At 74.9% G+C, this 13272-nt stretch carries 8 protein-coding genes and 1 pseudogene; 5 read left to right on the top strand and 4 right to left on the bottom strand.

Translation table 11 applies throughout. The features are described from left to right. Together AB0927_RS40270 and AB0927_RS40265 are read right to left on the bottom strand one after the other, a co-directional pair. Window positions 1-187, bottom strand: a pseudogene (locus AB0927_RS40270) (GNAT family N-acetyltransferase); the annotation flags it as partial. 164 nt (window positions 188-351) lie between these two features. Next, a complete protein-coding gene (locus tag AB0927_RS40265) occupies window positions 352-543 on the bottom strand; it encodes a hypothetical protein (protein WP_366672833.1) in 192 nt (63 codons plus the stop codon). Window positions 544-920: 377 nt separating this feature from the next. Here AB0927_RS40265 and AB0927_RS40260 point away from each other — a divergent pair, with 377 nt between their 5' ends. The 4 genes from AB0927_RS40260 (at window position 921) to AB0927_RS40245 (ending at window position 7960) form a co-directional block, all read left to right on the top strand. Beyond that, entirely contained in the window at window positions 921-2609 is a 1689-nt protein-coding gene (locus AB0927_RS40260) for a glycosyltransferase family 2 protein (RefSeq protein WP_366672832.1), read from the top strand. Beyond that, complete coding sequence (locus tag AB0927_RS40255) at window positions 2606-3640, top strand: glycosyl hydrolase (RefSeq protein ID WP_366672831.1); 1035 nt, start codon at window positions 2606-2608, stop codon at window positions 3638-3640. The genes AB0927_RS40260 and AB0927_RS40255 overlap by 4 nt, the downstream gene beginning before the upstream one ends. Further along, window positions 3637-5385: a glycosyltransferase family 39 protein gene (locus tag AB0927_RS40250; protein WP_366672830.1), complete on the top strand. Its 1749-nt coding sequence runs from the start codon at window positions 3637-3639 to the stop codon at window positions 5383-5385. The genes AB0927_RS40255 and AB0927_RS40250 overlap by 4 nt, the downstream gene beginning before the upstream one ends. 334 nt (window positions 5386-5719) lie before the next feature. Continuing rightward, entirely contained in the window at window positions 5720-7960 is a 2241-nt protein-coding gene (locus AB0927_RS40245) for a hypothetical protein (RefSeq protein ID WP_366672829.1), read from the top strand. Here the strand turns inward: AB0927_RS40245 and AB0927_RS40240 are convergent. Both AB0927_RS40240 and AB0927_RS40235 read right to left on the bottom strand, forming a co-directional pair. Further along, complete coding sequence (locus tag AB0927_RS40240) at window positions 7941-9422, bottom strand: hypothetical protein (protein ID WP_366672828.1); 1482 nt, start codon at window positions 9420-9422, stop codon at window positions 7941-7943. The two genes, AB0927_RS40245 and AB0927_RS40240, sit on opposite strands and share 20 nt — an antisense overlap. Window positions 9423-9480: 58 nt before the next feature. Beyond that, entirely contained in the window at window positions 9481-12168 is a 2688-nt protein-coding gene (locus AB0927_RS40235; protein ID WP_366672827.1) for a hypothetical protein, read from the bottom strand. A gap of 541 nt (window positions 12169-12709) precedes the next feature. Here AB0927_RS40235 and AB0927_RS40230 point away from each other — a divergent pair. Further along, on the top strand, window positions 12710-13272 hold a 563-nt coding region (locus AB0927_RS40230), incomplete at its 3' end, for a cysteine/serine endopeptidase inhibitor (RefSeq protein ID WP_366672826.1).

The raw sequence follows: 13272 nt of genomic DNA, 5'->3' as shown, positions 1-13272 counted from the left end.
GCGGCCGGCCGGCCTCCAGGGCCTGGCGTTCCGCGAGGAGCATGAGTGCCCGGCCGTGCCCCCGGCCGCGCTCGGCGGCGTCGGTCGCGACGTCGGTCGCGACGTCGTACACGTACGCCGTGGCCCCCCGCAGGGCCAGCCACAGGGTGCCGACCCGGCTGCCCTCGCTCTCCAGGACGCTGAAGATTCGACACCGGCCTCGCCGGGGACCACCCGTGCGCCTCCTGCCCACGCACCCGGCACCGGTCGGACCGACCAGGGGGACGCGGGCGGCCCGGACGCGCACGGGCAACGCCCAGTGGCCCCCGACGAGCGGACGAGCCGCACCGGGTGGCCCGGTGGGCGGTTCGGTCAGCGGGCGGCCGGGCGGCGGGGGGCGGTGGGCTGGGTCGTTCTCATCGCGTTGTTGTAGACGCGTCTCAGGTGCTTCGCCGCGGCGCACGGGGACGGACCGAGCGCGCACTGACGGCAGTAGCGCCGGTGCTCCTCGTAGTCCTCGCGTGCCTGCTCGACGGACGGGGCGGAATGGTGCGGTGACTGCAAGAAGGGCTCCTGATGGACAGGGCGGTGCCGCGCCGCGATGGGCGGGCACGAGGTGCCGTGTTGGGGGTGTGAGGGAGGAGTGAACGTTTCCTGAGGCGTCCGATTTCGGATGATCATCTTGTTACTGGGGGTACGCCAACATGGCCGTCCATGACTGCCCTTAAGGACTGCAGCGGTGCCCGCAAGCGCCCCACGCCCGCCGGGTCGGTCCGTTGGTGCAGTGTTCGTTCCCCAACAGCCCTGGTTCCGCCGCTACGGGCGTACTTCGCCCGGACGGGTCCCTAGCTTGGCCCTCGTGCTGTCGGCCGAGCGGCGTCGGTCGCCGCGTCGGCGCGTCCGGACAGCATCCTCCCCAACCGTCCCTGGAGCCCCGCGTCATGGCTGCCCCCCGCGTTCTTGTTCCCACCGGGTCCGCACGGCCGTCCCGGGGAGCGTGGCGCCCCAGGGGGCGCCGGGCAGCGCGCCCGGCGGCTCCCGAGGGGCTGCTCCCCACGCCTCCCGACGACCGGGAGAAGTACTCCTACGTCGTGCGCCGCACCTGGCTGCTCAGCCTCACGTCGCTCGTCGGGTTCGTGTGCGTCGCCTACAGCCAGGTCGACTCGGCCCGGCACGGTCCGTGGATCTGGCTGTTCACCCCGGTCCTGCTGCTGTCCGCGCTGGGCTTCCTGATATCGCTCAGACTGGACCTGTTCACGTCCGACTTCGACATCGAGGCCCACCGCGCGCTGGTGCGTACCTGGTCGCCGCGGGAGTACCCGTCGGTCGACGTCTTCCTCCCGGTGTGCGGCGAGCCGATCGCGGTGCTGTACAACACCTGGACGCACCTCCAGCGGCTCGTCGAGACCTACCCCGGACGGGTCGTCCCCCTCGTCCTCGACGACTCCGACAGCCCGGAGGTCGCCGACATGGCGGACGACTTCGGCTTCCGCTACCTCGTGCGGCCCAACCGCGGCTGGTTCAAGAAGGCCGGCAACCTGCGGTACGGCTTCGAGCACTCCGACAGCGAGTTCATCCTCATCCTGGACGCCGACTTCGCCCCCCGGGCCGACCTCCTCGAAGAACTGCTGCCGTACATGGACGCCGACCCGGGCGCCGGGATCGTGCAGTCCCCGCAGTACTTCCGCATCCTGGACCAGCAGAACTGGATCGAGCGCGGCGCCGGTGCCGTACAGGAGCTGTTCTACCGGTCGGTCCAGGTCTCCCGGCAGCGCAGTGACGGCTCCATCTGCGTCGGCTCCTGCGCCGTCTACCGGCGCACCGCGCTCGCCGAGGTCGGCGGCACCAGTCTGATCGAGCACTCCGAGGACATGCACACCGGATTCGACCTGCGGGCGCGCGGCTGGGACCTGCGGTACGTGCCCCTCGCGCTCGCCACCGGTCTGTGCCCGGACACCATCGGCGCCTACTTCAGTCAGCAGTACCGCTGGTGCATGGCCTCCATGAGCATGCTGGGCAGCCTGGAGAACTTCTGGCGGGTCAGGATGCGCCGGGCCAGCCGCCTGTGCTACGTCTCCGGGTTCGTCTACTACATCGAGTCGGCCCTGATGATCTTCACCGGCCCGCTGATCGTCTGTGTGCTGCTGCTGTTCTTCCCCCAGCAGATCAAGTCGACCGACATGTGGCTGCTGCTGCCCGGCCTGGTCTACCTCGTCGTCGTCTACCCGCTGTGGCACCGTAACCCGTACCGCCTGGAGGCGTGGGCGACCCGGGTCCTGTACAGCTGGTCGCATGTCTTCGCCGTCTGGGACGTGCTGCGCCGCCGCGCCATGGGCTGGCAACCCACCGGGGCCGCCGGGGCGCGCAAGAACAACGTGCGGCGCCTGTGGATCGGTGTCTGGGCCTGGACCGTACCCGTCACCGCGCTCTGGATCGGCGCCGCCGTGTGGCGGATGGACACGATGGTGCCGGAGGACTTCGCCCTGCCGCTGGGCTCCGGCCTCTTCTACGCGGCGGCCGTGATCCGCCTGCTCGTCCTGCCCCGCCCCGAGGAGCCCGCCACGCTCCCCGAGACACCCGCCACGGGTGCGGCCGGCCTCGCCGACGCCGCCGGCTGGGGTGTCGCGTGACCGCCGCCGGGCGCAGGAGCGCGCTGCTGTGGGCGGTCGCCGCCGCGGCCTCGGCCACGGCGGGCTGCGCCCCGAGCCGTACGGCGCCGATCGGCGCGGGCGGGCAGGGGCCCACGGTCCGCACCGCGCCGTACGTGCCGTTCGACGTCACCTGGCTGATCCGGCCCAAGCACGGCCGCAAGTACCTCGGCGCCGCCTTCGGCGGCCGGAGCACGGCACCGGGCGCCCTCGACGCCTGGATCGGCCGGGCCGGCAGGGCGCCCACCCTGTGCGCCCGCCGGTTCGCCTGGGGCGACGGCTTCCCGGCCGAGGACATCACGGCGGTGTGGCAGCGCAGGACGCTGCCGTACCTGGTCTGGGAGCCCTGGAAGACGACGCTGCGTGACATCGCCGGGGGCCGGGACGACGCCTACATCCGGCGCACCGCGGTGCACGTCCGCGACCTCAACGTGCCGGTCGCCATCGGGTTCGCCCCGCAGATGAACGGCGACTGGTACCCGTGGGGCACCCGCGAGGCCACGCCCGAGGAGTTCGTCGGCGCGTGGCGGCACCTGCACGACCTGTTCCAGGACACGGGGGTGTCCAACGTCGTCTGGGTGTGGAGCCCCACGGTGGTCGGCCCCCTCCCGCCGGCGCGGCTGCGGCCGTACTACCCGGGGGACGCGTACGCGGACTGGCTGGGTCTGGTCGGCTACTACACCCGGACCGGTCCGCACACCTTCGGCTCGCTCTTCGCCCCCACCATCGAGAAGCTCAGGGCCTTCACCCGCAATCCGGTGCTCGTCGCCGAGACCGCTGCGGAGCCCGGTGCCCGCAAGCCCGCGGACATCGCGGACCTGATGCACGCGGTGACCACCCGCAAGGACGTGGTCGGCCTGGTCTGGTACGACGCGAGGGGCGACACGAACGACAAGGGCACCGAAGGCGACAAGGGTACGGACTGGCGGATCGACAGCAGCCCCGCGGCGCTGGCGGCCTTCCGCCGCGGTGCCGCCGACCCCCGCTTCGGCTTCGATGTGAGACACCCGTGACGACCGCGGAGGACCCGTTGACCGCTCCCCGCGGCCGTACCGCCGAACCGCACCCCGCCGGCCCCCGTGCGCCCGCGCACTCCGGGCCGTTCGACCCCGAGTCGACCCTGCGGCTGCGGGTGCTGCCCGCACCGGGCCGCCCCCAGCCCACGCCCGGGTACACCATCGACGAGATCACCCGGGCCGACTGGGTGCTCGGGCCGGTCCCCGACCGGGGTTGGTCCGCCCGCCCGCACGCCCGCCGGACCCTGGTCAGCCGCGCCCTGCTGGTGTGTCTGCTGCTGGTCCAGACTGTCCTGTCGCTGCGCCTGCACAACACGGCGTTCGAGGACGAGGCGCTGTACGTCTACGCCGGGCACGCCATGATCGACCACCTGTTCCACGGCGTTCCCGACTACGGCGGCTTCAGCGGCTACTTCTCCGGCTCGCCCGCCCTCTACCCGGTGCTCGCCGCCTGGGTGGACAGCGTCGGGGGACTGACCGCGGTGCGGCTGATGAGCCTCGCCTTCATGCTGGGCGCCACCGGTCTGCTCTACTCCCTCACCCGCATGCTTTTCAACGAGCGGGCGGCGCTGTGCGCGGCGGGCATCTTCGCCGTCTGCCAGTCGACGCTGTTCCTGGGCTACTTCGCGACGTACGACGCGCTGGCGATCCTGCTGCTCGCGCTCACCGCCTGGCTCCTCGTCCGGACCGCCCCGGGCCACTGGGCGCTGCCGCTGGCCACGGCACCGGTGGCGTTCCTCGCGGTGGGGGTGAAGTACGCCTCCGCGCTGTACCTGCCGACCCTCGCGGTCCTGCTGGTCCTGGCCGCCCACCGGCACCTGGGCCGGCGTCAGGCGCTGCGCCGCGGCGCGGCCTTCACGGCCGGTGTGACGGTCCTGCTCGGCATCGGCCTGGCCACCACCGATTACCTCCAGGCGATCCGGAGCACCACGACGGACCGCGCGCACGGCACCACGTCGGTCGCGACCATGGCCTGGGACTGCTTCCGGTGGGGCGGCCTGATCTTCGTCCTGGCCTGCCTCGGCTCCGCGCTGTACGCGCGCCGCGACCGGCTCGGCGAGGTGCCGGGCGGGTCCCGGACGGGCCCGGGCACCGGCTGGCGCCTGGCCCTGGGAGCAGTGCTGACCGGCAGCGCGCTGCTCGCCCCGGCATACCAGATCCAGCTCCAGACCAGCGTCTCGCTGCACAAGCACATCGGGTACGGGCTGTTGTTCGCCGCGCCGATGGCGGGCGTGGGCATCAGCCGTCTGATGGGGGCGCACTTCAGGTTCCCGCAGGCGGCCATCGCCGTCGGGGTGCTGGCGCTGACCCTCGGCATGTCGCAGTCGGCCCAGAACTACGGCATGTGGCCCAGCACCAGCTATCTGATGCCCGAACTGGCGAAGAACGTCCGGCCGGGGCAGAAGTGGCTGGGCCAGCCGCACGAGGCGCCCGTGTACTACCTCAGCCGCGCGGGCCTCACCGACTACACCTATTGGACCTCGATCTACTACATCGACTACACCGGCCGCGGGGGCCACCTCACGGGTGCCGAGGGCTACCGGGCCGCGATCGACGACGGCTGGTTCGACGGCGTCGTGCTGGACTGGTCCGACCAGCCGGGGGACGTACAGACCCTGATCCGCGCCGAGATGCGCACCAGCGGCCGGTACCGGCTGGCCAGTGCCCTGACGTACCGCACCTCCGTGGGCACGGGCCACTTCGAGATCTGGCTTCGCCTGCCCGCCGCACACAAGCACTGACCGGCGGCGGCCCGTCACATCCGTGCCCGTCCGGGCACAGTCCCTGCCCGGACGGGCACGACGGCCCCGCAGGGCGGTTCGCCGCATCGTCCGGTGTCCGTACCATCGGCCCCGACGTCACGCCGGACGCCGGGAATGCCGGCAGGGACGAGCGGGACCCCAGCACGACGACGGAGACGCCGCGCATGAATCGCAGTCAGCCGACCGGACCGGCCGAGGTCCGGTCCGCATCCCCCACTGCCGCGCCCGGCGCCCCGGCGGCCCGCCTCCGCCACCGGCCGTTCGCCCGGCGCTCCCGTGCCGACGGCACCCTCCGCCCGGGTGGTACCGCGCCGTGGCGGAGAGGGATTTGATCTCCAGCGGCAGGGAGGGCGCCGGTCCGGCCGTCAGGAAGCGGTCGTGGCTGTCGCCGAGGGCCCGGTCCGCGCCTCCCGCCGAGCACTCCGCGGCGCCGGTGGCCGAGCTCGCGGTGCGACGTGTCGGCAACGCCTGGCTGGTGCACCCGGCCACCGGCCCCGACCGGCGGTCCGTGCTGTTCGCCGCCGGCCTCTCGGCCGACCCCGAGTACACGGTCGCCGTGGCCGACCTCCCGCCGGAGACCGCGCTGGAGGCGGTGGAGGAGGCCGTGGCGCGCGCGGTGCCCGCCGGTCCGCGCGGCCTGCGGCTGGTGTTCGGCAGGTCCCCGTCCCGGGGACCCGCCGCCGCGGGACGCTGGCTGGCCGGACGCCTGGGGCAGGACGTGGTCGTCCCGGACGGCGTGCTGCTCCCGTCCGCCGGAGGCGCCCTGTTCATCGGGGCGGACCGGGGCCGCGGCTGGGTGCTCTGCACCCCCGAGGGCCACGAACGCTACCTCTCCCGGCGCTTCCCCCGGCCCGCGTGGGACGAGGCCCTGCCGGACCGGCCCTGGCCGGTCGGGGCGGACGCGGTGGCCGAGCCGGTGAGCGCCGGGGTGTGGCTCCGCCCGGCCGCCGAGGACACCGTCCAGCACCGGTACCGCCGCTACCTGGCCGCCCGCCTGCGCGGCCGGAGCGACGCGGCCACCGTGGTGATCGGCACGCCCGACGCGGCGGAACTGACACCCGAGGATGTCGCATGCTTCTGGCAGGGCCTCCCGGAGGACGCCAGGGCCACGCCGCGCGTCGTGCTGTCCGGGCGGGTGCGGACGCCCGGTGGCCGTCCCTTCGGTGAGATCCTCGCCGCCCTGACCGGCGAGCCGGTGCACGTGTACAACGGCTTCCCCACCAGCGACCCGGTCGTCGGGCGCATGCCAAGGGACGAGGTCGTGCTGCCGGGCCGGGACGGCACACCCGGACGCCCGGTCTTCGCCCGTGAGTACCTGTACCTGCCCCCGGACCCGCACGGGCCGTCGGACCCGTTGCTCGCGGTCGACCACCGCTGGCCCCTTGACCACCTGCCGATGCTCCGCCGGGGCCTGTACCGCGGCGGGCCGGGCGTGGTGCTGGAGGTGCTGCCCTGGGGCCTGTGGATACGGCCCTCCGCCGAGCCGTCGTCCGCTGCGGAGGTACGAGCCGCTCCCGCCGACCCCCACCACGAACTGATCCTGTGCGACGACGGCGTGCCCGAGGTGCTGCCCCGGTCGCAGCGGCTGGCCGAGGACATCGTCCGGCGGCTGCCGGCGGAGACCGGTCTGCTGGTACGCGTGCTGACCGCCGGCCGACCGTGGGGCGCGCCACCCGCCGAACCCGCGCCACCCGCCGAACCCGAGCCGTCCGCCCCGGCGCTCCCCGCCATCGCCCCGAGCCGTCCTCCGTCCGCCGACGACGGGGCGCGGACCGACGAGACGGCGGAGGAGACTCCGGATGAGGTGCCGGGCGGGCCGTCCGGCGGGCGCGGTTCGTCCCGGGACACCGCCGTCGTCGCCCTCGCGCTTCAGCGCGAACCCGAGCTGGGCAGAAACCATTCGCCCGAGGTCATCCTGGCCGGACTCGTCGCCGCCCGGCTCCAGTTGACCGTACACGGGCAGCGCACCGACCGGGAGCACGGGGGCCCGGCCGACGAGGTGCCGCCGCCGACCGAGTCGGCCCTGGAGGGACTCGCCATGCTGCCCTCGCACCACGGTGTGGTCGCGCTGCGCACCGATCTCACCGAGGCCGAGACACGCTGGTACGGCACTCACCGTCAGGTCGTCGAACCCGGCGTGTGCTCGGCGTTCCTCACCGGGAACCCCGGCCGGGCGGGCAACACCGACATCCTCATCCGCTCGGTCACCGGCCGCCGTACGGCCCTGCTGGAACCGGAGCTACCGGACCGGGTGCTGTTCCCGCCGGGGACGCGGTTCGAGGTTCTGGACGTCCGGGTGCGGCAGGGCGAGCGGACGGTCGTGCTGATGCGCGAGCTCCCGGCCGGGTCCCCGGCGGACGGCACCGGCCGCACGGCCGTGCGGGAACTCGAGGAGGCCCTGCGCCTCTGGCGCGCGGACGAGGCGAACGGTCTCGTGCGGTACGGCACCCCGGACCCGTTCGCCCGCCCGCCCGGCCTGGGCAGCCCGGCCCCCGCGCCGGACGGAGCCGGCGCCGGGGACCGCCCGCGCGCGCTCAGTGAGCGGTTCCACTGACCCACAGGGTCGTACCGTCCTGCTGGATCACCACGTTGCCGTCGTCCTGGAGCACCAGTTCGGCTCCGTCGTGGCCCGCGGTGCCGGACGACCAGGCCGTCTGGTCGTCGCGGGTGTAGACGACGAGATGGCCGTCGGCCTGGAAGACCGTCTTGTAACCGCGGCCCTCGGTGTGGGAGGACCAGCGGACCGTGCCGTTCTCGTCGGTGATGACGAGGTTGCCGTCGTCCTGCATGGTCAGGCGGGCCCGGTCCGACACGATCGAGGTGCCGGGCTCCAGCACCCGGGTGGCCTGGACGACCAGTCCGCCCTCGGACGGCGCCGTGGCGGTCTGAGTCCCGGCGGTCTGCGCGGCGGGGGCGGGCGTGGTCTGGGCGGCCGTCGCCGTCCTCCGGCTGTCGGGTGCCGCCTGGTCGGCGGACGCGCCCCGCGTCGTGGACGAGCCCTGCGTGGCCGACGTGGTCCGAGCGGCCGGTGTGCCCTGACCGCCCACGCGCAGGGCCGTGACCGTCAGGGACGACCCCGTGTACGTGGAGGAGGGAGAGGTCCCGGCGTGGCCGGACGCCGACGACGGCGTCCCTGTGCGCGCCGCGGCGGTACCGCCGCTCCCCGTGGTGGTGCGGGCGATCTGGACCGGCGTCGACGTGGCCGCCTGGTGCTCCTCGCCACCGGCCACGGGGTGGCTCTCCCGGCGCGGTGCGCCGTCGGCGAGAACGGTCGGGGCGTGCGGCTCCGTACGGGGCGCGGGCGAGATCCGGGGGTGCGGGGCGCGTATGCCGGGACCCTGGTAGGGCTTGCTGGGGGACACACGGATGCCGGAGACCGACGGGGCGGGCGTCGGGTCGGCGGAAGAAGACGGTGAAGACGAAGGAGCCGAGGAGGGGGCTGAGGTGGTGGGGGACGAGGGGGACGGCAGGGCGCGTACGGTGGTGGTCTCGGGTCCGGGGCGGGTCGGGACGTCGATGGTGAAGTTCTGTCCGCCCCCCTCGGGCGAGGGGGTCTGCTGACCGGAGGACTCGAAGTCGGTCTCGTTGTCGCCGTCGTTGTTCAGCGCCAGCGGCAGCGCGACCAGCACCGCCCCGGCGACCGCCGCCGCCGCCAGCAACGGCCGTTGGCTGGGCTTGGCGTTGCCGGCCGGCGCGGCACCCTCCGCCGTACCGCCCTCCGTGCCGGACCCCCGGTCGGCGGACCGGCGCCGCTCCCCCAGTTCCGGCCGGTCGCCGGACCGAGGTCCGTCCGCCGGGCGGTGCGCTCCGGTGTCGCGGAGTCCGGTGGCCGCCGTCCCGCCACGAACCGTGCGCTCGGCCGTCCGCTCGGCCGTTCCCACGGCAGCGCTCACCGGCTCCTCGGTGCCGGGCCCGGCGGCGGGCGGCGCGGACAGGACCACGGCCCGCCGCATCCTCAACTGCTCACCGCCTTCCGGCTGTGCTCCGCGCCTCGGCGTCCTGCGCTCTGCGGACATGTTCATCTCCTCTGCTTCGGGGTGGGTGCGTCCGGCACGGCGGGGCCGGTCGGCGTGGTCAGGCGCGGTCGCCGTCGAGGGGCCGCTCGGCCAGCTGTCCGGCGAGCCGGGGCGCCCACGAGGCGGCGGCGCCGCCACCCGGGGCCCGGTCGAGCGCCTGCGTGAGCGCGGCCAGGGCGCCCCGGTCCTGAGCCTCGTGCCGGCCGACCCGGGCGGCGGGGTCGCCCTCGGCCACCTCGCGCAGCAGGACCGACATGGCGCCGGGCCGCCCGTGCGTGCCGAGGACCCTGAAGCGCGTTCCGGGGGCGAAGACGACCTCCTCGCCGTTCCCGGTCGCGGGAGCCGAGGCGAACAGGCCACGCGCGCGCCGCCCGGTCACCGACCAGATGAGGTACCGGTCGGCCGCCGACGCGGGGGCCCCGTCCAGTGCGAGCGTGCCGACCGGCCCGGCCTCGCGCAGTTCGCTCCCGGGTGCCGGTGTCCACGCCTCCTCCGGGAGGACTCCCGCGTCGCGGACGACGACCCCCCGGTACGACGGGAGCCGTCTGAGACCGGACGCCAGACAGGACAGGTACGGCAGTGCGTCGTCCGCCCCCGCCGCCAGGCGCCGCTCCAGCCAGGTCCAGCTCAGCGGGCCGTCGTCGAGGGTGAGGAACGAGCGCACCGCGACCAGGTCCGCGTGCGCCTCCTCGTCCTGGCTGTGCGGGCGCAGCCCCGGCACCACCATCAACGTCCTGGCGAGCGCGGCCTGTTGCTGCCACCACTGCTCACCGGCGAGGACCTGGAGCGCCTGCCGATCGGCGGTGGTGCTGCGGTGCAACGGGGTGATGCGGACGGCCCGCCGCGCCGGGGCGGCGGGGGCGGTGGGCGGCTCCGGAGCGGTGGTCCGGGCGGGCGCGGGCGACGGCGCGGGTGCCACGGGCGACGCCGGGAGCACCGGGGGGACCAGGGGCGCCGGATCGGCGGCCGGACTCCGCGCGGGGGTGGGAGCGGTGGGGGTGGGGGCGGGAGCGGTGGGGGCGTCCGGGCCCTGGGCCAGGGCGTCGCGCGCGGCACTCCAGGGAGCCGGTACGGAACGGTCGCCCGGCCCGCCCGCCGAACGGCTTTCGGCGACGGCCTGGGCGAAGCCCGGCGGCACCAGGGCCTTGCGCGTGGCCGCGGCGGGCACGGCCGGGGTGTGCGGGAACGGCTCGGCCGAGGTCTGCTGGGCCGGCGCGGCCGAGGTGCGCGGGGCCGGTGCGGGCGGGGCGGCCACGCGCCGGACGCGTACGCTCATCGGCTCGGCGTGCCAGGGGGCTTCGGGGACGGCGGGAGTGTCCGGCGCGGTCCGGGGCGCGACGGACGGCCGTTCCGGCTCGGCCGTCTCCTCCGCCGGGCTCTCCGCGGCGAGGTCGGCGGCCGTGTCCCGGCGGTACTCCAGGGCGAGTCCCCGTCGTTCGGTGACGTCTCGCAGCAGGCGCCGGCCCTGCACGCTGCACCGTCCGAGCACGCTGAGCGTCGTCCGCCCCTGCACGGACGGCTCCAGACGCTCCACCAGCGTGTCGAGCGCGGGCCACAGGCCGTCATCCAGCCGCTGCCCCGGCACACCGACGTGGACCGTCATCGTCTCCCGGGCGAGTTCCCGTCCGGACGCCTCCGGGGGAACGTCGCCGTCGGCCCCCACCCACAGCCCGGCGCGGGTGACGGCGACCTGCCACGGGGCCTGGAGCACCAGCACCCCGTCCTCGGCCGCGGCCAGTCCGGGGACGGGCGGGCGCCAGTGGAGCAGGCGCGGGGCCGGTGTCGACCCGTCGCGTGCCGGGAGACAGGCGACGGCTTCCACGTACGGCCGCCACGACGGTTCCCCGTCCGCGCCGATCAGCACCACGGCCCGGTCGGTACCGGTGCCGTCCGCCCGCTCCAGCAAGGCGGGGACGCCGCTGAGGACCTCCACCTCGGTGCCGAGCAGATCGGCGGTCCGCTGGCCGGTCTCCAGGAGGTCGTGCCCGTTCCCGGGTACGAGGCGGGCGCCGGCCCGGGCCCGCGAGGGCAGCAGGGCCAGCAGCTTGGCCAGGGCGTCCGCGGGAACCGGGGGCGTGCCGGGGGTGCCCACCACTACGGCGAGCCGGTGTTCGTCCACGGGGATCGAGGCGGCGACGGCCCGTTCGTCGTCCGGCACCGCGCCCGCCGCCCGGATCAGCACCCCCGCGGGCACGGGCTCGACCACATGGCCGCCGACGGCGTCGGGCGTCAGGTATGCCGCCGCGTCCTCCCAGCTCGGCACGGGATGCCGCAGTCCGAGGGGCCGGAGGCCCAGGCCGGGGGCGAAGTGGCACCAGCCGGCCGGTCCGGTGGGGGTGAAGAGCGCCCCATCGGGGGTGACGACCACGGGACCGGCGGGGGCGATGACCTCCATCCCCCAGGTGTCGCGGACGCGCCGGGCGGGAGCAGGACGCCCCGGGAGGTCGGCTCCCGCGCCCGCCCACAGCAGCCGTACGCCGGTGATGCCCGACCGCCGGCATTCGTCGAGCACCGGCCCGAGCCGCTTCCACAGGGTCGGGGAGTCGGAGAAGCCCGCGGCGACCACCACGGTCGCCTGGTTCCGCTCCGCGTCGCCCAGCGCGTCGACCGTCTCGGCGAGCCGCGCCGTCTCGTCGCCGTCGGAGGCGATCAGGAAGAGCGGTCCGGACCGGGTCCGCCGCGCCGTGCCGCCGCGCCGGGGGACGAGCGTCCGCAGGGCGTCGAGACCGGTCGGCCAGCGCCTCACAGAGCGTCACCCGGCGTGCCGGTGCGCCTGTCGGCCCCCACCCGGGCCGCCCTCGCACCGGCGCTCCGCCGGCCGGCTCCGTCGGTCCGCTCCGGTCCGGTCGACCGGTCAGGGGTCTCGCTCATGCCCTTCTCACTGGTCGCCGTGGGTCGCTCACGTGCTGCGCTGCGCCGGGAGAGGACGTCAACCCGGGCACCGTCCATCGCAGCAGGCGCGTGCGCCGGGCCACAAGGCGGCCGGCCCGACCGTGCCCTTTCGGACGGCGGCTCGTGCACGAGCGGACACGGCGCCGCCCGCGCCGTCCGCAGGCCGCCCGCACCGCGGTGCCGCTCCCCCGAGTGGGCGAAGAGGCGGAGTGAATGGCCCGCCGGGCAGACGGGCGGGCGGATCGAGGCGCGGCCCCGTCCGCTTCTCCGATGATCGGGCGCGGTGCGGCATCCGTCCAGGACCATCCCAGGCTCGCCGGGCGGCCCCGTCCGCCGGCCTCCGGGTGACGGGCCGAGAACCGATCCACAACACACGAGACCGACCAGGAGATTGCGTGTCCAATCGGAACCGGATCATCGCGGGCGCTGCCGTCGCGGCGGTGACCGTGACCTTAGGAGGTGTGTCCTTGGCACTGGCCGACAACTCGGTCAGCACCCAGACCGTCTCCGGTCAGATGACGTACTACAACGACAGTGGGCCCGGCGCCTGCGGGCCCGTGATCGACGCGGCCACCGAGGACCTCGTCGCCGTGTCCAGCGCGTGGTGGACGTCCGAGGACCCCAACCAGGACCGGCTGTGCAAAGGCGTCGAAGTCCAGGTGTCGTACAAGGGCAAGACGATCACCGTGCCCGTCAAGGACATGTGTCCCTCGTGCGCCGCCGACCACCTGGACCTCAGCCAGACCGCCTTCCAGAAGCTCGCCCCGCTGGAGGAAGGCCTGGTCAAGGGCATCACCTGGAAGTTCGTCACCGACAACGGCGAACCCGTCGAAGGGCTGTCCGCCTCCCCCGGGCCCAGCGGGGCGCCGGCGCCGGACGCGTCGAACGGGTCGGGTTTCCCGTCGCGGTACGCGGCGCCGTACGTGGAGACGTGGGGCTCGCCCGACGAGTTGGAGAA

The organism is Streptomyces sp. NPDC048106 (assembly GCF_040706415.1).
GTDB lineage: Bacteria > Actinomycetota > Actinomycetes > Streptomycetales > Streptomycetaceae > Streptomyces.
This window is presented reverse-complemented; position numbering and strand designations above follow the sequence as displayed.